Annotated in this window: 19 protein-coding genes; 8 read left to right on the forward strand and 11 right to left on the reverse strand. The window is 68.5% G+C overall.

Annotated elements, in window-relative coordinates:
- Nucleotides 1-4 precede the first annotated feature (4 nt).
- On the reverse strand, nt 5-1276 hold the full coding sequence (locus O9271_RS15780; RefSeq protein ID WP_298271762.1) for a serine hydrolase: 1272 nt from the start codon (nt 1274-1276) through the stop codon (nt 5-7).
- Complete coding sequence (locus O9271_RS15785) at nt 1273-4464, reverse strand: glycosyl hydrolase (protein WP_298271766.1); 3192 nt, start codon at nt 4462-4464, stop codon at nt 1273-1275. Before O9271_RS15785 ends, O9271_RS15780 begins: the two co-directional genes overlap by 4 nt.
- Nucleotides 4465-4611: 147 nt before the next feature.
- Here O9271_RS15785 and O9271_RS15790 point away from each other — a divergent pair, with 147 nt between their 5' ends.
- Nucleotides 4612-5925, forward strand: a complete 1314-nt coding sequence (locus tag O9271_RS15790) for a VanZ family protein (RefSeq protein ID WP_298271769.1) — start codon at nt 4612-4614, stop codon at nt 5923-5925.
- A gap of 4 nt (nt 5926-5929) precedes the next feature.
- Here O9271_RS15790 and O9271_RS15795 read toward each other — a convergent pair whose 3' ends face one another.
- On the reverse strand, nt 5930-7390 hold the full coding sequence (locus O9271_RS15795) for an aldo/keto reductase (RefSeq protein WP_298271772.1): 1461 nt from the start codon (nt 7388-7390) through the stop codon (nt 5930-5932).
- Between the two features lie 40 nt (nt 7391-7430).
- A complete protein-coding gene (locus O9271_RS15800) occupies nt 7431-8927 on the reverse strand; it encodes an APC family permease (protein ID WP_298271774.1) in 1497 nt (498 codons plus the stop codon).
- A gap of 254 nt (nt 8928-9181) precedes the next feature.
- Here O9271_RS15800 and O9271_RS15805 point away from each other — a divergent pair, with 254 nt between their 5' ends.
- Nucleotides 9182-10858: a DUF885 family protein gene (locus tag O9271_RS15805; protein WP_298271776.1), complete on the forward strand. Its 1677-nt coding sequence runs from the start codon at nt 9182-9184 to the stop codon at nt 10856-10858.
- Here the strand turns inward: O9271_RS15805 and O9271_RS15810 are convergent.
- Nucleotides 10824-11129 carry a hypothetical protein gene (locus O9271_RS15810; protein WP_298271779.1) on the reverse strand — a complete coding sequence of 102 codons (306 nt, stop codon included), beginning with the start codon at nt 11127-11129 and terminating at the stop codon, nt 10824-10826. The two genes, O9271_RS15805 and O9271_RS15810, sit on opposite strands and share 35 nt — an antisense overlap.
- Before the next feature lie 195 nt (nt 11130-11324).
- On the opposite strand from O9271_RS15810, the gene O9271_RS15815 reads away from it, so the two are divergent.
- The 3 genes from O9271_RS15815 (at nt 11325) to moeB (ending at nt 14462) form a co-directional block, all read left to right on the forward strand.
- On the forward strand, nt 11325-11525 hold the full coding sequence (locus tag O9271_RS15815; RefSeq protein WP_298271782.1) for a hypothetical protein: 201 nt from the start codon (nt 11325-11327) through the stop codon (nt 11523-11525).
- 123 nt (nt 11526-11648) lie between these two features.
- Nucleotides 11649-13259, forward strand: coding sequence for an alkaline phosphatase D family protein (locus tag O9271_RS15820; RefSeq protein ID WP_298271785.1), 1611 nt, complete (start codon nt 11649-11651; stop codon nt 13257-13259).
- 60 nt (nt 13260-13319) lie between these two features.
- The gene (gene moeB, locus O9271_RS15825) at nt 13320-14462 is read left to right on the forward strand and encodes a molybdopterin-synthase adenylyltransferase MoeB (protein ID WP_298271788.1); all 1143 of its coding nucleotides are present in this window, start codon (nt 13320-13322) and stop codon (nt 14460-14462) included.
- Here moeB and O9271_RS15830 read toward each other — a convergent pair.
- Both O9271_RS15830 and O9271_RS15835 read right to left on the reverse strand, forming a co-directional pair.
- A complete protein-coding gene (locus O9271_RS15830; protein WP_298271791.1) occupies nt 14424-15737 on the reverse strand; it encodes a RuBisCO large subunit C-terminal-like domain-containing protein in 1314 nt (437 codons plus the stop codon). The two genes, moeB and O9271_RS15830, sit on opposite strands and share 39 nt — an antisense overlap.
- 11 nt (nt 15738-15748) lie before the next feature.
- Nucleotides 15749-16183: a secondary thiamine-phosphate synthase enzyme YjbQ gene (locus O9271_RS15835; RefSeq protein WP_298271793.1), complete on the reverse strand. Its 435-nt coding sequence runs from the start codon at nt 16181-16183 to the stop codon at nt 15749-15751.
- Between the two features lie 123 nt (nt 16184-16306).
- Here O9271_RS15835 and O9271_RS15840 point away from each other — a divergent pair, with 123 nt between their 5' ends.
- Nucleotides 16307-17347: a serine hydrolase gene (locus tag O9271_RS15840; RefSeq protein WP_298271795.1), complete on the forward strand. Its 1041-nt coding sequence runs from the start codon at nt 16307-16309 to the stop codon at nt 17345-17347.
- 82 nt (nt 17348-17429) lie between these two features.
- Complete coding sequence (locus tag O9271_RS15845) at nt 17430-17891, forward strand: DUF1569 domain-containing protein (protein WP_298271798.1); 462 nt, start codon at nt 17430-17432, stop codon at nt 17889-17891.
- 18 nt (nt 17892-17909) lie between these two features.
- Here O9271_RS15845 and O9271_RS15850 read toward each other — a convergent pair whose 3' ends face one another.
- The gene (locus tag O9271_RS15850; RefSeq protein WP_298271800.1) at nt 17910-18740 is read right to left on the reverse strand and encodes an NAD(P)H-binding protein; all 831 of its coding nucleotides are present in this window, start codon (nt 18738-18740) and stop codon (nt 17910-17912) included.
- 123 nt (nt 18741-18863) lie between these two features.
- Between O9271_RS15850 and O9271_RS15855 the strand changes: the two genes are divergently transcribed.
- Nucleotides 18864-19832 (forward strand): AraC family transcriptional regulator, encoded by a 969-nt coding sequence (locus O9271_RS15855; protein WP_298271803.1) that lies wholly within the window; start codon nt 18864-18866, stop codon nt 19830-19832.
- A gap of 84 nt (nt 19833-19916) precedes the next feature.
- Here O9271_RS15855 and O9271_RS15860 read toward each other — a convergent pair whose 3' ends face one another.
- The 3 genes from O9271_RS15860 to O9271_RS15870 form a co-directional block, all read right to left on the reverse strand.
- Nucleotides 19917-20579 carry a hypothetical protein gene (locus tag O9271_RS15860; protein ID WP_298271806.1) on the reverse strand — a complete coding sequence of 221 codons (663 nt, stop codon included), beginning with the start codon at nt 20577-20579 and terminating at the stop codon, nt 19917-19919.
- A 294-nt stretch (nt 20580-20873) separates the two neighbouring features.
- Nucleotides 20874-21173 carry a Dabb family protein gene (locus tag O9271_RS15865; protein ID WP_298271809.1) on the reverse strand — a complete coding sequence of 100 codons (300 nt, stop codon included), beginning with the start codon at nt 21171-21173 and terminating at the stop codon, nt 20874-20876.
- Between the two features lie 68 nt (nt 21174-21241).
- Complete coding sequence (locus O9271_RS15870; protein WP_298271811.1) at nt 21242-22129, reverse strand: LysR family transcriptional regulator; 888 nt, start codon at nt 22127-22129, stop codon at nt 21242-21244.
- Nucleotides 22130-22256 lie beyond the last annotated feature (127 nt).

Below are 22256 nucleotides of genomic sequence, written 5' to 3' on the forward strand. Positions count from 1 at the left end.
GTGGTCAGCGCAGCGACCCGAGCAACTTCTCGACGAACGTGTTCAGGCTTGCATTCGTGTCCATCCAGCGGATCACCGCCACGACATCATTGGCCGGATCAACATAGATGAAGTTGTTGCCGGCGCCCACATGCACAAACGCCTGCTCCGGTGCCGCCTTGAGATAGGTGCGTTCCGGATTCACGAACCAGTTCATGTAGCCATACGTGCGCTGTGTCGGCGTTGGCGTGAGCGCCTGGGCCACCCACGACTCGCTCAACAGCTGCTTGCCCCCCCAGTTGCCGCGCCGCAGCGTGAGCAGGCCGAACCGGGCCATGTCCCACGCGTTGAGCACCATGCCACCGCCCCAGTGTCCACCACCGCTTACGCTCTGCACTTCGCGGCCGTCGAGCACGATCCACGAGTTGTCGTAGCCGTACCAGCGCCAGGTATGCGACGCCCCGATCGGATCCATGATGCGCTCCTTGAGCACCTCGGGGAGCGGCCGCCGCCACACCTGCAACGCCGCGAGCGCCAGCACGTTCACGCGCGTGTCGTTGTACTCGTAGCTGCTCCCCGGCGCCCTGCGGGCCCTCGTGGTCCAGGTGCTCGCATCCGGCGCCGGACGATCAGCCCACTCGGGCTTCCCCCACAGCGTCCCCTCCCAGTCGCTCGTCTGACGCAGCAGGTCATCCCAGGTGATCGTGCGGTTGTGGGGGGTGTCGAAGGGCATGAGCAGCCGGTCGGTGCCGGGCCAGTCGCGCCCGTACGCCGTGCCGTTCGGCCGCGCCCGCACGATGGGGGGCATGTACGGGGCCACGGTGTCGCGCACACTGCGTATGCGGCCATCATCCACGGCCAACCCCACCACGGTGCTCAGAAAGCTCTTGGTCACGCTGTTGGTGGTTTCGTTGGCCGTCGGGTCTCCCCACGTGGCCACGACATAGCCCTTCCGCACGATCACGCCGGCGGCCGCGCCGCGCGGCGGCAGCGGCCCGATCGCGTCACCCAGCGGCTCGCGCCCGAACGACTGCAGATGATTGAGTTCGAGATCACGTGGCGTGCGGCTCTCCTTGCTCATCGCAAACGCCACCGCATCGGCCAGCTTCACCGAGTCCATCCCCACCGCCATCGGCGCCCGCCGCTCCCACGAGCCGGCCGGCGGTACGTAGGGCGCGGCCGCCCCACGCGCCTTCTGCGCCTGTGCCACGGGAGCGACGAGCAGCAGCGCAACCGCCGCGATACCCGCACCTGCGCGCCTCCCTCCCCACCGTGCCTCCTCTGCGCAGCAGCTCATGCGATCGGCCCCTTGCCCTTCACCTTGCTGATCACGCCGGGCACGTTGTTGGCCTTGAGCAGCGCGTTGAAGGCGGGCACATCGACGGTTTCGATCGCCTCGACTTCGGCGCGAATGCCGGCCCACACCTTCTCCAGCTCGGCCAGCCGCTCCTTCACCGGCTGCGTGAGGCGCGTGTTCCCCTCCACCTGCCCCAACAGGAAGCCGTACTGCCCATTGATGCCGTTGGCGTAGTTGATGATGTCCTGGCCGTTGGCCGCCTTGGTGGTGAGGCGCGGATCCATCTTGTCCAGCTTCCCCGTAAGCGCGCGCCCCGCCTTGCCGATGGTGTCGGCGGCCGTCGTTTCGCGCGCGCGCGTCACGTAACCCTGCACCTGCGTCTTCACATCGCGCAGCCGCAGCACCGACTCGTGAATCTCGTTGATGCGCGTCGCGAGCAGGTTGGCCACGCTGTCCCGCTCGGCGATCACCGCCGTTGGGGCGTCAATGCGGGGGTCCTGCTTCACGGTGAGCGGCTGTGACAGCACCGTCGAGCCCACCGTGAGGCGCACGGTGTAGTTCCCCGGCGAGACGCGCGCGCCGCCATCACCCGGCGCACCGAACAGCATGACGTTCCCGATGCGGGCCGGCATCGCGCGCCGCAGGTTCCACGTAAGCGTATTGAGGCCCGGCTTCACCGCCAGACGGCTCGTCGAGTCGCGCGTGGCGAAGCTGCGCACCACCATCCCCCTGGCATCGAGGAACTCGAGCGTGACGGCCGTGGCGCTGTCGGGCGCCGAGGCCAGACGGAAATGCACCGTGGCGCCATTGGGCGGATTCTTGCCGGCGTTGGCCGGGATACCGAAGCCCCCGCCGCCGGCAAAGAGCACCGCCTCGCGCGGCGCGTACAGATGCGCCTTGGCCTGTTCGAGGCTGTCGGCATGCTGCCGAAGGACCGACAGGTCGTCGAGAATCCAGAAGGCGCGTCCCTCGGTGGCGGCAATGAGATCGCCGTGCTTGACCTGCAGGTCGGTCACCGGCACCACGGGGAAGTTGCTGCGCAGCGGCAGCCACTGGGCGCCGGCGTTGTACGAGAGGTACACCCCCGTTTCGGTGCCCGCGTAGAGCAGCCCCTTGCGCACCGGGTCCTCGCGCACGACACGCACCGGCTCCCCGTCACGCAGTCCGTTCACGATGCGCGTGAAGGTGGCGCCGTAATCACGCGACACGAAGATGTGCGGCGTCGGGTCGCCCAGGCGATCCTTGCGGAACGACACATACAGCGTGCCCGCGTCGTGCGGCGAGATGGCGATTTCGTTCACGAGGCCGTCGCCCCATGCGGCGGGGGTGATGTTCGTCCACGTCTTGCCGCCATCGCGCGTACGCTGAATGAGTCCGTCGTCGGTGCCCACGTACATCGTGCCCACGTCGTGCGGCGACTCCTCGATCACCACGATGGTGCCGTACACCTCGCCACCAGCCCCCTCGTTGGTGATGGGGCCACCGCCCCATCCCTGACGGCTCTTGTCGTTCCGCGTGAGATCGCCCGAGATGGGCGTCCAGCTCTGGCCGCGATCGGTGGTCCGGAACAGCACGTTGCCACCATGATACACGACCTTGTCGTCGTGCTGGCTCACCTCGATGGGCGCGGTCCAGTTGAAACGGTACTTGGTCTTGTCCGTGGGCTCGGTGAGGTTCATCTCCGGCCACGGCATGATGGTGCGCAGCAACCCCGTCTGCGCATCCTGCTCGTCGATCAGTCCCTGATAGCAGCCGCCGTACACGTAGCGCGGATTCTTCGCGCTCACGCCCATGTTCGCGCTCTCGCAGCCCGGCCCCTCGGTCCAGTCCCGAATGCCGATGGCCCCGCCGTCGCTGCGCGACGTGATGATCACGCTTGTGTTGTCCTGCTGCCCACCGTACAGCTTGTACGGGAAGCCATCATCCACCGCCACGTGATAGAACTGCGAGGTGGGCTGGTTGTCCTGCGTGCTCCAGCTCTTACCGCCGTTGAGCGAGATGGAGGCACCGCCGTCGTTGGCGTTGATCACGTAGCGCGCATCGCGCGGGTTCACCCAGATGCCGTGATTGTCACCGTGCGTGGCCGGGACCACGGCAAAGGTGCGCCCGCCGTCGGTGCTGCGCAGCAGCGGCGCATTGCTCACCCACACGGCGTCGGCGTTCTGCGGATCGGCGGTGATGTGCATGTAGTACCACGACCGCGTTTGGATGAGCCGGTCGCCGTTCACCAGACGCCAGCTCTTGCCCGCATCATCGCTCCGGTAGAGGCCACCGTTTTCCGCCTCCACGATCGCGTACACGCGGTCGGGATTGGCCGGGGACACCGACACGCCGATCTTGCCCATCAGCTTCGGCAGCCCGTCGCTGAGGCGGGTCCACGTATCACCGCCATCGGTGCTCTTCCAGAGGCCGCTCCCCGCGCCGCCCGAGCGCACCATCCACGGTGTGCGCTGATGGTCCCAGAAGGCCGCGTAGAGGATGCGCGGATTGGTGGCATCCATGCTGAGGTCACTCGCGCCGCTCGTGGCGTTGGCACCCTTGAGCAGCTGCGTCCAGGTGCGCCCGCCGTCGGTGCTGCGGTAAATGCCGCGTTCGGCACTGCCCTGCCAGCGATCGCCCTGCACGGCGACATACACCACATCGGGGTTCCCCGGGTGCACACGCACCGCCGAGATCTGGCGCGAGGCCGCCAGCCCGATCTTCGCCCATGTGCGCCCCTGGTCGGTGCTGCGGTACATGCCGTCACCGTAGGTGCTCGATTGCCCGCGAATCGCGTGCTCCCCGGTGCCCACGTAGATCACGTTCTCGTCGCTCGGCGCCACGGCGATCGCGCCAATGCTGCTCGACGTGAAGAAGCCGTCGGAGATGTTGCGCCAGTTGGTGCCGGCATCATCGGTGCGCCACAGGCCACCCCCGGTGTAGCCGGCAAAGTAGGTCATCGGGTTCGACGGCAGCCCGGCCACCGCGACCGACCGCCCACCGCGCCAAGGGCCCACATTGCGCCACGGAAGGGCGGCGAAGGTCGCCGAATCGAACGCCGAGGGACCGCTGCGGACACTGGCGACCGGACGGGCACCGCGCGGCTGCGCGTCGAGGCGCACGGGAAGCGTGGCGGGGAGCGCGAGGGGAAGCGTCAGCGCCAGCAAGGCGACACCCGGTCGCTGCGGGAAGGGGGAACGACGAGCCATCGGGGCGAGCTCCTGAGGTGAGGGGTCGGGCGATGCTCAAAGATAGCGGGACTTCAAGCCGCCGTTCCTTGCGGCCGATACCCCTAAGGCGGTCCGGGACGCCCGTCCCGCACGCCGGCATCGGGCTTTGGCGCTTCATCACGGGACATGCAGGCAGGCAACGCGGCAGGAATCGGGTCGGAACCGGGCGTCACGCGCGACGCGATGTCTGCGGTCATCGAACGCATCGCGACCCCATCGGCGGCGACGTCGCGGTCACGGCGCCGGTTCCGGCGAGCCGCCGATGTCACCGCGTTGCGCCTCGGCCGCGCCGTGCTGGCGTACCTCGGCATCATGGTGGGCATCATCACGCTCGCGCCGTTCCGGTTCGCGAGCGCGCCGGTGCACGGCCTGTCGTTCGTCTGGACCTGGTCGGATCTCGTGCTCAATGTGCTGATGTTTGCCCCCGTGGGCTTCGTCCATCAGCTCACCCGGCCGCGGGGCGCCGCCCCCGACCTGTCGCGGGTCTTTCTTCTGGGCCTCGCCGCCAGCGGCATCATCGAGGTCGCACAGCTCTTTTCGCCGCTGCGCTACCCATCGCTCTTCGATCTCGCCACCAACTCCGGCGGTGCTGTGCTGGGAGCCGTGGCGTATTCCCGTCTCTCGGAGCGCGTCCCCGGACGAGCGGCCGTGCAGCGGCTGGCACTCGAACTGCCACTCATGGGCCTGGTCTATCTCCTCGTCCCCCTCTGCTGGCTCATCGGCTTGGGGAGCGAGGACGAGAGTCGCCGGGTGCTGGTGCTGGGCCCGGCGCTCATGGCGGGGGTCATTCTTGGCACGGTCCACGCGGCGGTAGTTCACCCCGCGGGCCCGCGGGGGTGGCTGGTGGGCACCACGCTCGGGTGGTCGTTCGTCGCCCTCGTCCCGGGCGGGCGTGGCGACCTGCCCTTCGTCGCACTGGCGTCGGCCGTGGTCGTGGCCGCAGCGCTGTGCTGTCACGTCGCCACCCGCCGCATGCGGCAGGGAGCGCCCGACGATGGCAGCCGCCGGTTCGAGGTACCCACGTTGCGGCGGGTCCTGCCCGTCTACGCCGCCTATCTCGCCCTGTCCGCCCTCTGGCCATTGGGTGACGTAGACAGTCACTGGCGCGGCACGCTGGCGCTCACCCTCACCGACGCGACCCTCACGCAGGCCACCGTCTTTCGCGCCCTCGAACAGGTCGCGGCCTTCACCCTCGTGGGGTACATGGCCGCCGAACTCCGCGGGCGCGACCGGCGCGCCGAGCGTACGGCCGTGCTGCGCGTCCTGACGTGGAGCGCCGTCGTGTCGGCACTGCTGCAAGGGGCGCGCGGGTTCCAGCCAGCCACGGGTGCCAGCCTCGTGCTCTTCCTGCTCTGTCAGGTGGCGTCTGTGGCCGGCTGCCACCTGTATACGCTGCAACGTGACCACGTGCGGGCGCTGCTCAAGCGGCAGCGAACCTAGGGCGCTACGGCGCCCCCAGGTCTGCCTCCGCCTCGATTTCCACGAGGTACTCGTCGCCGATGAGCGGCGCCTGCACCATGGTGTTGGCCGGCAGGATGTGGCCGAAGCGTTCGCCGTGCGCGCGAGCCACCGCCTCCCAGTCGCGCTCCACATTGGCCACGAACACGCGCGTGCGCACCACGTCTTCGAGCGTCCCGCCCAGCGACTGCAGCGCCCCGGCGATCTTGTCGATGCAGAAGTGCGTCTGTGCGGCGGCATCGTTGCCGCCGATGGCGCGGCTGCCGTGCGTGGCCGTAGTCCCCGAGACATGAATGCGCGACCCCTTGCGCACGGCCCGGCTGTAGCCGGCCATGGGTTCCCACACGGTGCCACTCAGGGCCAGGGTGCTGCCGTTCACACCGGGCTGCGTGGTGAAGGGCGCCGGAAAGCTGGCCAGATGATGTGACAGGTCGCCACTGGCGGTGAGGTACGGCGGCGTGCGGTACTCGTCGCCGCAATCCCCCGGAATGGGCCACAACGCGGCCTGTGCCTCCGCCAGCATCGTGCGATCGGCGTCGTCGAGCGCAAACGAGAACAACCGCGCGGTATCGGCAACATGCTGCGAATGGCTCAAGCGTGCCCCCACGATCACCCCGGCCACGCCCGGCTGCTCGAGCACCCAGCGGCTGGCAACGGTGGCAATCGAGACGCCGTGCCTGGTGGCCACCTGCTGCGCCGCGCGAAGCACCTGCTGGAAGGGCGCCCAGCCTCCTGCGGCCCGAATGAACCGCCCGTACTTCATCTGCGACCACGTCTCCAGCTGTGCCCAGTCCGGTTCCGGCGCATCCACCCAGCGTTCACTGAGAAAGCCGCCGAGCACCGTGCCGTAACACAGCAGCCCCACGCCGTGCTGCTGGGCGAACGCCGACAGCTTGCCGGTGAATCGCCGGTCGATGAGGCTGCCGCTCACCTGGTTGCTCACCAGGCGAATGCCCGACGCCATGGCCACACGCAAGTGCGCCGTGTCGAAGTTGGTTACCCCCACGGCGCGAAGCCGCCCTGCCTCGCGCTCCCCTTCCAGGAGCCACAACGCATCGAGCCACCGCGGATCGGCGAAGGTCCAGGCGTGGAACTGCAGCAGGTCGATGGTGTCGGTTTGCAGCCGCTGACAGGCCTTGTCCACGGCGGCGCGCACGTCGGCCGCCGTCACGGGGCCGGGTTCGGGCACCCACTTCGTGAGGCACTGCACCGTGGCGGCGTCGCCCACCACAGCGCGGCGGAAGCGCCCCGCCACGATCTCCGCCGACCCATAGTGATCGGCCATGTCGAACGTGGTGAGCCCCGCCTGGTGGTAGGGCGCCATGGCCCGCGCGGCGGCATCGAGATCGAGCGTGCGACCATCACGCTCCATGTCGGCGATCTGCCAGAGACCGGTGAGCGCGCGCGAGATGGTGAGGCTGGGGGCCAGGGCAATGCGGTCGATCATGAGTGGGCGGAGAAGTGTGACAGAAGAGAGAACACGGCGTTCATTCCGCCGGGAGCACGTACGTGATGGCCCGGAGATCACCACCACGCGCTGCCAGCGCGCGGGTTTCGCGCCAGTACACCAGCGTCCCGATGGCCATGACGGCCAGCCAGACGAGCGTACTGCGCGCATACCACCCCGGCACATCGGCCGTGAGGTCGCGATAGCTGTGCACCCACAGCAGGGCACTCAGTGTCACCAGCGCCACGATGGCCACCAGCACCTGTGCCCAGCGCGCCCGCAGCACGCGCACCTCGCCCGCCAGTGCCGGATTGTGCGCCGGCAGGCGCAGCACCGAGCAGGCCATGATGATGAAGTTCACCAGCATCGCCGTCACCAGAATGTCGACGCCCAGGAAGAAATCACCGGCGAAGTGCCCGCCAAGAATGCCCAGCGTCGAGAGAATCGCCGAGACGAACAGGGCCGTGCGTGGCGTACCGTTCGTGGCGTCCACCACGGCCATGGCACGCGGAAACACGCCATCCTCGGCCCAGGCGAAGCAGAGGCGTGACACGCCAAGCAGCATACCGGGGAGATCCTTGATGAGCGCCAGCGCGGCGCCCGACATCATGAGCACCCCGACCGCCGGAGACACGAGCGGGGTGAGGAGCCCGGGGGCGGTGACGTCCCCCGTAGCACTCGCCGCCGCCACGTACTGCCAGGGAACGGCGCGATACACGGCACCCGTGAACGCAAAGTAGAAGATGCCGACCGTACCGATGGCGAGACCAATGGCCAGCGGCAGCGTGCGCGACGGATTGCGGGCCTCGCCGCCAGCCTGCGCGATGACGTCGAAGCCGATGAAGCTGGAGAACAGCACGGCGGCCGCGGGCGGCACCACCGTCCAGAAGTCGCCCGACTGACCGGCCAGCATGGCCCCTTCGCCGCGCGCGGTCACCAGAGCGCGGTATTCGTCGGCCCCGTGGCTGAACCCCGTCACGATGACCAGACCGCTGCACACGAACACCAACCCCACCAAGGGGACCAGGGTACGGGTCACGGCCCGGACGCCGCGCAGGTTCACGAGCACGAACAGCCACAGGAAGCCCAGGGCCAGCGCGAGGCGCACCCCGCGCTGGTCGAGCGCCGCCGCGAGCTCCATCCACTGGGCCGCGCGTGCCGTATCGCGGAGAAAGGGGGGGATGACATACGACACCACCCCGATCGCGATGCACAGCCCGAACCATTGGGAAAACGACGCCAGAAAGCCCGTGTAGGGGCCGATCGCGCGGCTCGCGTACACGTACGACCCGCCAGCGCGGGGCATCGCGCTGCCGAGCATGGCGTAACAGAGCGCGGCCAGCACGGCCGGCACCGCAGCCATGAAGTACGCGGGCAGCACATACTCGCCAATCCCCGGCACCGACCGCTGGAGCGCGAAGGGCACGATGTTGATCCCTGCCCCGACCATCGACCCGATACCGGCGGCCGCAAGCCCCACGAGCCCCAGATCGCGTCGTAACCGGCCCCCTGACGGTCCACCCTGCGGGTCACTCACGATCCCTCCGCGGTGACGAGCGGGGGCACTGGCGCAGGGGCGTCTCGTCACTCATCGTTTCCAAACTCCGGATAAACGGGGGGGGGGCGGTCAGCGCGGTGATGACCACCGGGGCGCGACGTCGGAAAGCTGCAGTGCGGCACATGCCAGCGAAACACCCTGACCCGGAGATCCGCCGCCCGCGACCGCTGGACCGGCGCACCGGTGACGGGAGGCAACTGGCGCCGCGGCGCATTGCTCCGCAGCTTCGTCACATGTCTCTCCTTCGACCCCTGCTCATCGCGGCCATGCCGCTCCTGGTCGCGCAGCCACCTGCCGACCGCTATGCCGAACTGCAGCAGCTCTTCCAGCGGTGGCGAACCTTCGAGGAAGCCCCGCAGGTGAACGGCGCCCCCGACTACACCCCGGCGACGAACGCCAGGCGCCTCGGCGAGCTGCGCGCCATGCAACAGCAGCTCACGGCCATCGACACCACCGGCTGGAGCGTGCCGCAACAGGTCGACTGGCATCTGGTCCGTGCGGAGATGAACGGCATGCTGTATCACCTCACGGTGCTGCAGCCCTTCGCGCGCGACCCGGCCTACTACGCCTCCGTGCGCACCGACGAAAGCGATACCCCCGCCGAAGAGGGTCCCACGATTCACGGGGCCATTCGGCTGTGGCAGTATGGCATCTGGCCGCGCACGGTCCTCGATACCGTGCGTGCGCTGACCCCCGACGAGCGGGTGCGCCTCACCGCCGCCCTGCGCGGCATTCCGCCACTGCTCGAGCAGGCCCGCAACAACCTCGCCGATGCCACCGCCAAGGATATCTGGGTGGGCGGCGTGCGCGCGTTCGAGGAGCAGCATGAGGCCCTCGGGCTGCTCGCCATGCGTGTCCGTGAGCGTCATCCGAAGGATGGGGCGCTGGCCAAGGCCATTGCCGACGCCCGCACGGCCACCGACCGCTTTGCGACATGGCTACGCGCCGAAGCCCCCAAGCGCACCGGGCCGTCCGGGATCGGCAAGGCGCAGTACACGTGGTATTTGCGCAATGTGCTGCTGATGCCCCTGACCTGGGAGGAGGAGGTCACGATTACGCGGCGCGAACTCGCGCGCTCCCACGCGTCGCTGCGCCTCGAGGAAGCGCGCAATGCGGCGCTGCCCCCCATGCCGGTGGCGGCGAACCCGGCGGAGTTCGCGGCACTGCAGGACACCATGCTGCCGCGCTACCTCGCATTCTGGCGCGACAAGCAGCTCATCACCATGGAGCCGTGGATGGAGCGGGCGCTGCGCGAGCGCTTCATGGGCTTCTCCCCCGAGCCCACGCGCAACTTCTTCGCCCAGGCCACGCATCGCGATCCGCGCACGCTCTGGACGCATCTGTGGCACTGGTGGGACAACATGCGCATCCGCGTGGCGCCCCACGCCAACCCCATTCGCCGTGAGCCGCTCCGCTACAACGTGTGGATGAGCCGCGCCGAAGGGATGGCCACGGTCATGGAAGAATGGGCCATGCACGCCGGGCTCTACGACGACAGCCCGCGCTCGCGGGAGATCGTGTGGACCATGCTGGCCGCCCGCGCCGCCCGTGGCCTGGGCAACCTGTACGCCCACGCCAACGAGCTCGACATGGCGGGCGCCGGTGACCTGCACGTGTCGTGGACTCCGCGCGGCTGGATGCGTCGCGATCCGCTGCTCGGCTTCGAGCAGCACCTGTACCTGCGCCAGCCTGGATACGGCGCGTCGTACGTCACGGGAGGGCGGCTGATGGAAGAAACCATTGCCGAGCGCGCGCGACAGCTCGGTCCCGCCTTCACCATGAAGCGGTTGTTCGACGAAGTGAACGCGGCCGGCATGATTCCCGTCTCACTGATCTACTGGGAACTCACGGGAGACGACCGCATGATTCGCGAACTCAAGGACGGACAGGGGCCGCTGCCGTTCCGCTGACCGGTGGAACGGTGTAGTGCAGCTGCACGAAGGCGGTGCCCATCTGGCGCACCGCCTTCAGCGTAGGCGGCGGTGTCACCAGACGGCGCGGGAAGAGGGGCATGCCGCGCCCGGAGGGGCGTCGCATGCCCGATGGGCGAACACCCAGGTCGGCGGTGCATACGGCCAGGGAGCGGGTGGGTCTCGTGGCCAAGAAGCCGTCGAGGGTCGCCGCCGTGTCGTTGATGGTCGCCAGGCACGTGCGGGGTGGGGCGAGTCGATGACGGAACATGAATAGCCGCGCCAGTCGGGGACAGAACGAACGGCACCGGGACGAGCATGCGACGCAGGAAACGCACGTTCAGCACGGGAAGGGTCGGCTCGACGGAGCGGAGTGGGAACCAGGACTGCAGGTCTACGGTACAGCAGCCGATATTTGAGTGAATCGCTCTTCATTCACCGACCTTCCCGTTCGAGTACCGTCGACATGTTCAACGATCTTTGCGACGATGCGCACGAAGCGCATTCGCTGAAGCTTATCAATCGTGCCGTGATGGTGATCGCCGTGGTGTTCTTCGGCTTTGGCGGTCTGGCCATCAGCACGCGTCTTGGCGCCGTCGAGCCGCCGGCCTCTGCCGCGTATGGCACGAAGGACGCCGCCCCCGACGCCGCCGTGTTCGGCGACTGAGCCAGCACCTCCCTGCACGAGGGCGCGATACCAACGGGTATCGCGCCCTCGTGTCGTTTGCTCCCACGCCGTCGTGGCGACGTGCAGATTTGCGGGATCCCCCACACCCCTGGAGCACGGCGCATGTCCGACAGTTCGCTGCCCCGTCGCGCGTTTCTCGCCCGTGCCCTCGTCGCCGGCACGACCGCGGCGCTCGCTCCCCGTGATATCTGGGCAGCAGCCGGTCGCGGGCTGCCGGCCGCCCCTGCCCTCATCACCAGCGAACGGCTTCGGCCCCAGTGGCCCAGCGGGGTGCAAACGGGGGACCCGTGGGCCACACGGGCCATCCTCTGGGGCCGCACCGACCGCGCGGCGCAGCTGCAGGTGGAGTGGTCCACCACCGAGGCGTTTCGCGACGTGCGCCGGGTGCGCGGACCGGTGGCCCAGACGGCCAATGCCTTCACCACCCATCTCGACCTGCGCGATCTCCCCCCGGGACAAACCATCTTCTTCCGCGCGCGCTACGAAAGCCTCGCGTCACCGGGCGCCTTCAGCGAGCCGGTCGTCGGGCACTTCCGGACACCAGTACGCGCGACCGCGCGCGCCACGCGCCCGGTGCGCATCGCCTGGTCTGGCGACATGGTCGGTCAGGGATGGGGCATTGATGAGGCACGCGGCGGCATCCGCATGTACGAAGCCCTGCGGCGTGCCGAGCCGGACGTGTTCGTGCATTCGGGTGACAACATCTACGCCGATGGGCCGCTGCAGGCCGAAGTCCCGCTCGGCGATGGCACCGTGTGGCGCAATCTCGTCACGGAAGCCAAGAGCAAGGTGTGCGAGACGCTGGACGACTTCCGCGGCGCGTTTGCCTACAATCTCCTCGACGCCAACGCGCAGCGATTCGGTGCCAGTGTCCCCGTCATCGCCCAGTGGGATGATCACGAAGTGGTCAACAACTGGTTTCCTGAGCTCGTCCTGACCGACGATGCGCGCTACACGGAGAAGCGCGTAGAGGTGCTGGCCACGCGTGCGCGGCAGGCGCTGTTCGAGTTCCTCCCCATTCGGCGTCACGCCATCGATCGCGAGCGGGTCTATCGGGCGTTCAGCCTGGGCCCCCTGGCCGACCTCTTCGTGGTCGACCTGCGCAGCTATCGCGGCGCCAACTCCGCGAACCTGCAGGCCGAGCCGTCTCCGGCCACGGCCATCCTGGGCGAGTCGCAGCTGGCGTGGCTGGAGCGATCGCTCACGGCCAGTCGCGCCACGTGGAAGGTGGTGGCGTGCGACATGCCCATTGGCCTCGTGGTGAACGATCCCGTGCGCGACGGTGTGCGGAACTACGAGGCCATTGCCAACGGCAACGATGGCGCGCCGCGTGGCCGAGAGCACGAGATCGCCCGTCTGCTGCAGCGATTGCAGCAGGCGGGGGTGCGCAACGTGGTCTGGGTCACGGCCGACGTTCACTACTGCGCGGCGCATCACTATGCCCCCGAGCGGGCCGTCTTCACCCGCTTCGATCCCTTCTGGGAATTCGTGGCGGGCCCCATGCACGCCGGCACCTTCGGCCCCAACGCACTCGACGGCACCTTCGGGCCGGCGGTGCGCTTCGCCAGTGCGGCGCCGTCGCCCAACCGGCCACCCAGCGACAACCTGCAGTTCTATGGCACATTGGACATCGACCCCGGAACGCGGGCGCTCACGGCCGCGCTGTGGGATGTGACGGGCAAGAAGCTGTGGTCAACCGAGCTCGCGCCCTAGCCGACGCCACGAAGTTCACGTCAGACGCGCGCACCGATCCCGACTTCATCCGCCAGGCCCATGGCTTCCGATCACGACCACGAAGTGCCCGCGCTCTCCGCTTCCGAGCGCGACCGCTATCGGCGACACCTCATTCTCCCGGGCGTGGGGCCGGAGGGGCAGCAACGCCTCAAGGCCGCCCGCGTGCTGATCGTGGGTGCCGGCGGCCTCGGCTCGCCGGTGGCCCTGTACCTCGCTGCCGCCGGTGTGGGCACGCTGGGGCTCGTCGACCATGATGTGGTAGACCTCACCAACCTGCAGCGCCAGCTGCTGCACGGCACACGCGATGTGGGACGCAGCAAGCTCGAATCGGCCCGCGACCGCCTGCACGAGGTGAATCCGCACGTGCAGGTTGTCCCGCACGACCGCTGGCTTACATCGGCCAATGCGCTGGAGATCATGCGCGGGTACGACGTCGTGGTGGACGGCACCGACAATTTCGCCACCCGCTACCTGGTGAACGATGCCTGCGTGCTGCTGGGCATCCCCAACGTGCACGGCTCGGTGTTCCGCTTCGACGGACAGGCGTCGGTGTTCGCCACCCCCGACGGGCCATGCTACCGCTGCCTCCATCCCGAACCCCCGCCCCCCGACATGGTGCCCAACTGCGCGGAAGGCGGCGTGCTGGGGGTGCTGCCGGGGCTCGTCGGCACCGTTCAGGCCACCGAGACCCTCAAGCTGCTGCTGGGCGTGGGCGACACGCTGGCCGGCCGACTCCTCATGATCGACGCCTTCGGCATGGAGTTCCGCACGGTGCGTCTCACCCGGGATCCCTCGTGCCCCGCGTGCGGCACGCGAACGCTCACGCACCTCATCGACTACGACCAGTTTTGCGGGACACCGGGGCTGCACGCCAAGGCCGACGCGCGAGTCGACGAGGTGACTCCCGCGACGCTGCGCGTCTGGCTCGCCAGCGGAGAGCCGCTGCAGCTCATCGACGTGCGGGAGCCCACCGAAACGGTGGCCGGGATCATCGAGGGCGCCCGCTGTCTTCCGCTCGGCACACTGGCAGAGGCGCTCCACACCGTGCCGCGCGAGGTGCGCACGGTTCTCGTGTGCCAGAGCGGCGTGCGCAGCGCGCGGGCCGCTCGTCAGCTCATGGCCGCCGGCTTTCCGGCGGTGCACTCACTCGCCGGCGGCATGCTGCGCTGGCCCGAAGGCTGAGAGCGCGGCGCGAAGCTCGGGGTGCTGACGGGCATGGACCTCCACCGGCACCCCCGCGGCAATGGCTGCCCACGCCTGCTGCAGGCTGGCCGCCCCCGCCCGCGGGCCCATGGGGTGGGCGAAGACGCCCCGCCCGGGTACAAACCCGAAGTCCACGGTCCCCACACGGCGATACACCGCCTCCAGCGTGGCCGCGGAATCGCTGCCCCCCGGCACCGGGAGACTGGGCTTGAGTGGCCCCATGGGTTCCAGGCAGGCCCGCACGTTCTCCAGCACCTCGCTGGGCGGCGTCATCATGCGATCGCCGAACCCCGGCATGATGACGATGTCCGCGCCGGCCAGCCGCTGCAGCCGCGTGAACACCCGCGAGTGCGCACCGTGCGATGGCAGTCGGCCGAAGGCGGCGATGAACGGGAAGTGCGTCACGATGGGCACGCGCGCCACCCGGCGCAGCGCCCGCACGCCACTGACACCCACCGGCATGGCGTTCACCATCACGAGGTTGGCGCCGGCGGCCACCGCGGTATCGTGCAGGGCCGCAATGCGGTCCACCTCGTCGGTGATGTTGCAGAGGAACCCCTTGGGCACCCCCGTCTCCTGCTCGGCACGCGCCCGCAGGGCGCCCAGCAGCGCGGCCCGCTCGGCCAGTGGCGAGTAGGGGGCGTCAGCCAGCATTTCATCGTCCTTCGCGATGTCGAGCCCTCCCATCCACCCTTCGTAGCCCAGGGGGGCGAAGTCGGTCGGCGCCAGTCCGATGTTGGGCTTGATGACCCCGAAGAAGAGCGGCCGACCGTGTACCTGCAGTCGCTCACGCACCCCCGCCACCCCGAACTGCGGGCCATCGAAGTGCGCGAGATAGGACGCCGGGAATCCGATGTCCTCGAGGCGGATGAGCGGGATCCCCGGGGCGAAGTAGACGCCCTCCCCCAGCACCGCGGAAATGAGGTTGGGCAGGCGCGCACCGAAGTTGCCGTGCGGGTGTGCGATGACCACACGGCATCGATGCACGGGGCCCGGGGGAATCACGCGCAGCGGGACGGAGAACGCCGGCTGCGGCATCGCGTCGAGTTCGAGCACCTTCGCCGCGTGCTGCGGGCGGAAGTCCTCGTGCACGCCGACGCGACGCCACTGTGCGGTGGACTGCTCGCTGGCCAGATGCGCCGCCGCCGCACGCGGATCGCCGGCGCACTCGAAGGTAAAGGTCAGCTCGAGGTAGGCCTCCATGTCGAGCGAAGCCCGAGGAGCGAAGAACGCGTCGATGTCGTGTGGCTGCATGGGATCTCCGGTCAGTCCAGCGCCAGCAGGTGCATCTGCACTTCACGCAACGGGCGCGGGCCGTCGAGTTCAATGAGGAAGAGTGACTGCCAGCTGCCGAGGACGAGTTCACCCGACACCACCGGCACGCTCTCCGTGGCGTTCAGAAAGAGCCCCAGCAGGTGCGCGTGCGCATTGGCCCGGTCATCCACCGGCGCGCGATTGTGACCGTACGGCCGGTCCGCCGGCGCCAGCTGCTCAAGCCACGCCACCATGTCCTGCTGCAGCGCCACCTCGCGTTCGTTGATGGTGATGCGGGCGGTGGTGTGCGGCGACATGACGGTGAGGAGCCCCTGGCGGACCCCCGTCTCCCGCACCCAGTGGCGCACCATCGCGGTGAGGTCGAGGATCTCAATGGCTCGTGTCGTCCCCAGCGTAAGCCGGTGCGTATGCAGGCGCGCAGTCATGGGGCCATCCTCTCGCGCCGACGGGGGCGCCGCAAGGGGTGGCGCTCCGTTTTCCCACGCCCCATGCTCCGGGAGCCGGACAACTGGCCCTGCCTCTCACGCTCCCTTCCGCCTGCTCCGATCATGCGCGCCTTTCCCGTCCTGCGCCTGGCTTGCGTCGCCGGTTTGCTGCTGCTGGCGTCTGTTCCCACCCTGCGCGCGCAGCCACAGGTCGCGCCGGCGGCGCCCCCGGCGCCCCCGGTGGCCCCGGTCGACAGCGCGCTGCAGAGCGAAATGCTGCGGCTGCTCGACGCCCTGCCCGCACAAAGCAGCATGCACGCGCTGCACGTGCCCAGCGGCCGCACGGTGGCTGTGCGCGCCGATCAGCTCATGAGCACCATGAGCGTCATCAAGATTCCGATCATGGTGCAGGCCTACCGCGATGCCGAAGCGGGGCGGCTGCGACTGGACGAACGGCACACCATTCGCGAAGAGGATCTGCGCGGCGGCTCCGGCCTGCTGCAGCGGTTCGCAGTGGGGCTCGCGCCCACCATGCGGGATCTCATCGACCAGATGATCATCACCAGCGACAACACGGCCACCGACATGATTCTGGCGCGCGTGGGCAAGGATCGGGTGAATGCCTCGCTTCAGGCCCTGGGCTTTCGCGACACTCGCGTCATCCACACCATCGGCGATTTCTTCCGCCTGCTGCAGGCGGCGTACGACCCGCAGCGCGCCAGCTGGTCGGATGTGCAGGTGTTCCGGGCGCGTCCGCCCGCCGACATATCGGTGGCGACCATGACGGAGACCCGCTACCGCTTCACCGCCGACGCGGCCATGTGGCTGGGCAGTACGACGGCGCGCGAGATGAATGCCATGCTGCGCGGCATCATGACGGCCAGCTACGCCAACCGCGAGCACAGCGATGCGATGCTGCGCCATCTGCGTGGGCAGTTCTACAATTCGCGGCTCCCCGCCACCCTGCGCTACGCCAGCGGGGTGACCGTGTCGCACAAGACCGGCGATTTCCCGCCCATCAGCGGCAGCGATGTGGGCATCATCGACTATCCCGGCGGCCCGATCGTGATCAGCGTCTTCACGAACAGCAACCGTGGTGACTTCGCGGTGCTCGAGGCGACGATTGGCAGGATCGCGGCGCGGCTGGTCGAGGTGTGGAAGTAGCGACCCATGCCGCGCGCACGCGCGGTCAAGTGCACCCGGCGACCACGCGTTACTGTCACCGGAACGTTTACTCCCGCGAATCATGCCAACCTACCCCGATCTCTTCCATCCCGACGGCGTGGCCGCCATGCGCCGTCGCATCGATGCCCTTACCCCCACCTCACGACCGCAGTGGGGGACGATGTCGGTCAGCGCAATGCTCGCGCACGTCAACGTGGCGTACGAGATGGTGTACACCACCAAGCATCCACGGCCGAATCCGATCATGCGCTGGGTACTCAAAACGATCGCGAAGCAAGGCGTCGTGGGACCCGCGGCCTACCCCCACAACACGCCTACCGCGCCGGCGTTCCGCATCACCGACGCGCGTGACTTCACGGTCGAGCGTGATCGTCTGCTGCGCTACCTGGAGCAGGTGGCTGGCGAGGGGCGCCCTCGGTTCGAAGGACGGGAATCCCTCTCCTTCGGCCCCCTGACGGCCGACGAGTGGAACACGCTCTTCGCCAAGCACCTCGATCACCACCTGCAGCAGTTCGGCGTGTAGTCACGCCGAACACGGCATTCACGCGAATGCCGTGCGATAGTCGTGCGCATACGTTGTGAAGCGCCGAGGCGCCGCACCCGTGATGTCGCGTACGGCCGACGTGACACGCTCGGCGTAGCCCAGCTTGAAGAAGTGCAGGATGGTCAGCAGGAAGTCGGCGTAATCCGCCGGCAGTCCGGCGGCGAGCAGTCCCGGCCGCATGGTCTCCGGTGTGATGTCCTCGTACCGGATGGTGCGACCCAGCGCCTGCGACAGCAGCACCGCGACCTGGTCGTGATCGAGCGCTTCGTCGCCCGTGAGGTCGAACGCGCGGTTGGCATGGGTATCACCCTGCAGCAGCACGGCGGCCACGGCGGCTACGTCACGCGCATCAATGAAGCTGCCCTTCGCCGTGCCGGTCGGCAGCTGAATGACCCCGGCCGTCTTGATGCCATGCAGCCAGAACGTATGGAAGTTCTGCATGAACCAGTTGGGGCGAATCACGTTCCACATGAGCCCCGACTGCTCGAGATGCCGCTCGGCCTTCCACATGGCGCCGTTGGGGTCGGCATCGGCCCCCATGGCGGTTAGGAGGACGACTTTGTGCACACCCAGTGCCTTGGCGGCATCCACGACCGGGCCGAGCAGCTGGTCCTGATTGGTGTGGCCCGGCGGTGACAGCAGGAACACGCCGTCCGCCCCGGCCACAGCGTCGCGCAGCCCTTCGCCCGTCACCAGGTTGACGGGCACCTGGCCAGGACCGGGCTGGCGGCTGGTGGCGCGGCGTACGGTGTGACCAGCGGCTTCGAGAAGGCGGGACACTTCACTGCCGACATTACCGCCGGCTCCGATGACAAGAAACGTGGACATGCAGCCTGCTCCTGTATGGTGAGGGGAGTTGTTGCACGTACAATGCCGCGTATTCACCATACCAAAAATGGCAGAAAATCCTGATTCTTTGTTTTTCCGTCCTGTCGATTTAGTATTCAAGACATGGATATCCTGAGCGATCTGCTGCGTGAGGCTGGGCTGCGGCGCCGGCTGCTCGATCTGCGAGAGGTGCCCGAGCACATGGCGCTGCGCTTCCCCTGTGAGCGCAGCGTGGGCTTTCATGTGGTGCTCGAAGGCACGCTGTACGTGCACACCGACAGCGATCCACATCCCCTTCGCCTCGAGGCGGGCGATGTGGCCGTCATGGCTCGCGGGTGCACCCACCTGCTGACCACCAGCGAGCGCGCCGTCGGACTCCCGGTGTGCACGCTCACCGCCCATGCCGCGAAGAGGCCCGGCACCGGCGGCACGACCGGCACCGCCGGCACGCGCGTCGTGAGTGGCGCCTACCAACTCTGGAACGCGCCGCTGCATCCATTCTTCGCCGAGTGGCCGGCATGGCACCTGGTACGCGCCAGCCGCACGGCGACGCTCGAACCGCTGCAGCTGTGCGTGGCGATGCTCGCGGCAGAGATACACGGCGAGCAGTTGGGACGCGACACGGTGGTGTACAGCCTGCTCGACGTGATGTTCACGCACCTGTTGCGCGACATCGCCGCCGCGCGCGCCGCGCAGGGCGCCTCGTTCAGTCTCGCCGTGCGCGACCCGCTCGTGCGTCGTGCCGTCGCGCTCATGCACGAGGATTGTGCTCACGACTGGACCCTCGACACACTCGCCCGGGCCGTGGGGATGTCGCGGAGCGTGCTGGCCGAGCGGTTCCGCGACGCGATGAACGACACACCGTTGTCGTATCTGCGCACCGTGCGGTTGCAGCGAGCCATGCGCCTGCTCGCCGAAAGCGACGACACCCTCGAGCGCATCGCCATGCAGGTGGGCTACACCGACGCGTTCAGCTTCTCGAAGGCGTTCAAGCGCGCCGTGGGACGCTCACCGGGCGAGTACCGGCGCGAACGCGCGGAAGACCAGTGGGCCAGCATGCGCTTCCCCCCCGCCGCGGCCATCGGCGGCTGAGACGTGAGACGGAAGCGGTGAGGGAATTGAGAGGCTGAACGCTGAGCCTCTGCCCGCTTCCCCTCGCCCCTCACATCGCCATGCTCAACGGGCGATGTAGAGCGTGTGCCAGGGGCCCGACGTCACGTGCGCCCGCACTTTCATCGCCTTCACGTCGAGCCCGGCGTTCTGGAGTGAACGCTCGAAGTCGGGATCGTCGCCCACCGACCAGTAGGCGATCGTGCCCCCGGGCTTGAGCGCTGCCATGGTGTTGGCAATGCCGCGGGTGGCGTACAGCCGCGAGTTCTCCTTCATGATCATCCCTTCCGGCCCGTTGTCGGTATCGAGCATGATCGCGTGGAACCCGCCGCTGTTCTTGCGCAGCACATTCGACACGTCGTCGTGCACGATCCGCACCCGTGGATCGGCCATGGCTTCCGCCGAGAGCGCGTACGCCGGGTTGGCGTTCCACTCGATCACATCGGCCACGAGTTCGGCCACCACCACCTCGGCGTCTGGGCCGAGGTGCCGCAGCGCCTCGCGCAGGGTGAACCCCAGCCCCAGGCCACCAATCAGCACCCGGGCGCCACGTGTGGCGGCGAGTGGGGCACACGCCACCTCGGCCAGCTTGTCCTCGGAATGATGCCGCCGCGTGGACATGAGCTCCACGCCGTCGGCCCGAATGAGATAGGCGCCGTCGTGACGGTAGAGCTGCAGCAGCGTGCCGTCGGGGGTGTGCGCCTCGCCAAGTCGTTCGAGGGGTTTCATCCCCGCAAGCTAGCCCCGTCCGATGCGGGCACACCACCGGCGGCCAGACGGCATGGATGGGGAGCCCCCCGTACCCTCACCGGTGTGCCCGAATGCCCAGAAACACCGGAACCGCCATGAGCTCCGCGTAGTGCCGCGGGTCTGTCGCGCGCATGGCCTCGGTGGGCCGGGGCATGGCTCGCTGGCTGGGGAAGACCGCTCGTCGGAGCACACGGAGCCGTGGAGGCACGGAGCACCGCGGGATGTACTCTCCGTGTCTCCGCCGCTCCGTGCCGCCGACGAGCAGTCACGACATCACTCGGAATCGTAGATCTGGACGCGACTCCACCGGGATTTGTTTTCCGCCACGAACTGCTGGTGCGCGGGATGCACCTGATAGGCATCATGCTCGGCCATGTCGCGGAACAGCAGGACCAGCGCCCACGTGTACGTGCGGTCGATCACGGGGCGGTCGGTGGACGCCGGCGTGCCGATGTAGCACCCCTGGGAGGGGATGGCGGACAGCGCCTGGAGGTTGCGCTCGAAGCTGGCGCGCTCGTCTTCGGACAGATCCGGGCGCAACCAGAAGTACACGGCGTGAACGAGCATGGGCATGGGGCTGGAGAGAGTGACAACGGACCTCCCAAGCTCACCGGCACGCCCCTCCCCCCGCAACCGCCACCCTACCAGCCGCGCACCACGTCCCGCACCGCATCGACGAACGCCCGCGCCTCGGTCGAGGGTACGGCGCCGCGCCGCCACACGGCGACCACCTCGCGCTGCAAGTCATGATCGACGAGCGGGACATATACGCACTGCGGCGTGTTGTGCCGGGTGGCTGCCATGGCCGGCACGATGGAGACCCCAACATCGGCGCCCACGAGTTCGAGCACCGTGGCCAACTGCGCGCTTCGGCAGACCACCGACGGCCTGACCTGCCGGCTCGAACAGAAGCCGGCCACCTGTTCGCCCAGGCAGTGCGCCGGGTCGAGCGTCACCGCCGGCGCATCGTGCAGCTGGGCCAGGGTGATCCGGCCGGCGCGGGCCGCTGGATGCGACGCCGGCACCGCCACCACCAGAGCGTCGGAGCCCAACGACTCGGTGTCGAGATGGTCGAACGCGTACGGGAGCGCCGCGATCACCAGATCCAGCGTGCCCTCGAGCAGCAGGCGCGCCAGGACCGCGCTGTAGTCCTCACGCAGCTCCACGGTGGTGGTGGCGTGATGGGCATGGAAGCGGCGCAGGGCGCCCGGCAGCACATAGGGGGCGACCGTGGGAATGGCCCCCACGTACAGCATCCCGCCCCCACTGGCACCTTCCCGCCGCACCGCTTCGGCGGTGGCCCGCATCTCGTCGAGCAGCCGTCGGGCGCGTGGATACAACGTGCGGCCGGCGTCGGTCATGTTCACCCCCCGACCATGGCGGGCAAACAGGACCGCCCCGAGCTGCGCTTCCAGCCGCTGGATCTGCCCGGTGAGCGACGGCTGCGAAACGCCCAGCACCCCGGCCGCCCGACTGAGGCTCCCGGCATCGGCCGTCTCCACGAACGCCCGCAAGAGATCGATGTCCATGAAGAGCTATCATACTTGGCTATGGGAATTATAGGAATACTCCCATTGCTGCCTATAATTGGACCCTCTAGTCTTCCTGACAATGTACCCGTGCGTACGGGGCCCCTCCGCACGCACGCCGCTGCTA

Source organism: Gemmatimonas sp. (genome assembly GCF_027531815.1).
Taxonomy (GTDB): domain Bacteria; phylum Gemmatimonadota; class Gemmatimonadetes; order Gemmatimonadales; family Gemmatimonadaceae; genus Gemmatimonas.

Bases quoted from the DNA above. Each gene is read 5' to 3' on its own strand.
- O9271_RS15830 (WP_298271791.1), bottom strand. From the start codon at position 15,737: ATGCAGCCACACGACATCGACGCGTTCTTCGCTCCTCGGGCTTCGCTC.
- O9271_RS15855 (WP_298271803.1), top strand. From the start codon at position 18,864: ATGGATATCCTGAGCGATCTGCTGCGTGAGGCTGGGCTGCGGCGCCGG.
- O9271_RS15835 (WP_298271793.1), bottom strand. From the start codon at position 16,183: ATGACTGCGCGCCTGCATACGCACCGGCTTACGCTGGGGACGACACGA.
- O9271_RS15785 (WP_298271766.1), bottom strand. From the start codon at position 4,464: ATGGCTCGTCGTTCCCCCTTCCCGCAGCGACCGGGTGTCGCCTTGCTG.
- O9271_RS15810 (WP_298271779.1), bottom strand. From the start codon at position 11,129: ATGTTCCGTCATCGACTCGCCCCACCCCGCACGTGCCTGGCGACCATC.
- O9271_RS15790 (WP_298271769.1), top strand. From the start codon at position 4,612: ATGCAGGCAGGCAACGCGGCAGGAATCGGGTCGGAACCGGGCGTCACG.
- O9271_RS15850 (WP_298271800.1), bottom strand. From the start codon at position 18,740: ATGTCCACGTTTCTTGTCATCGGAGCCGGCGGTAATGTCGGCAGTGAA.
- O9271_RS15780 (WP_298271762.1), bottom strand. From the start codon at position 1,276: ATGAGCTGCTGCGCAGAGGAGGCACGGTGGGGAGGGAGGCGCGCAGGT.
- moeB (WP_298271788.1), top strand. From the start codon at position 13,320: ATGGCTTCCGATCACGACCACGAAGTGCCCGCGCTCTCCGCTTCCGAG.
- O9271_RS15815 (WP_298271782.1), top strand. From the start codon at position 11,325: ATGTTCAACGATCTTTGCGACGATGCGCACGAAGCGCATTCGCTGAAG.
- O9271_RS15865 (WP_298271809.1), bottom strand. From the start codon at position 21,173: ATGCCCATGCTCGTTCACGCCGTGTACTTCTGGTTGCGCCCGGATCTG.
- O9271_RS15820 (WP_298271785.1), top strand. From the start codon at position 11,649: ATGTCCGACAGTTCGCTGCCCCGTCGCGCGTTTCTCGCCCGTGCCCTC.
- O9271_RS15795 (WP_298271772.1), bottom strand. From the start codon at position 7,390: ATGATCGACCGCATTGCCCTGGCCCCCAGCCTCACCATCTCGCGCGCG.
- O9271_RS15870 (WP_298271811.1), bottom strand. From the start codon at position 22,129: ATGGACATCGATCTCTTGCGGGCGTTCGTGGAGACGGCCGATGCCGGG.
- O9271_RS15860 (WP_298271806.1), bottom strand. From the start codon at position 20,579: ATGAAACCCCTCGAACGACTTGGCGAGGCGCACACCCCCGACGGCACG.
- O9271_RS15845 (WP_298271798.1), top strand. From the start codon at position 17,430: ATGCCAACCTACCCCGATCTCTTCCATCCCGACGGCGTGGCCGCCATG.
- O9271_RS15805 (WP_298271776.1), top strand. From the start codon at position 9,182: ATGTCTCTCCTTCGACCCCTGCTCATCGCGGCCATGCCGCTCCTGGTC.
- O9271_RS15840 (WP_298271795.1), top strand. From the start codon at position 16,307: ATGCGCGCCTTTCCCGTCCTGCGCCTGGCTTGCGTCGCCGGTTTGCTG.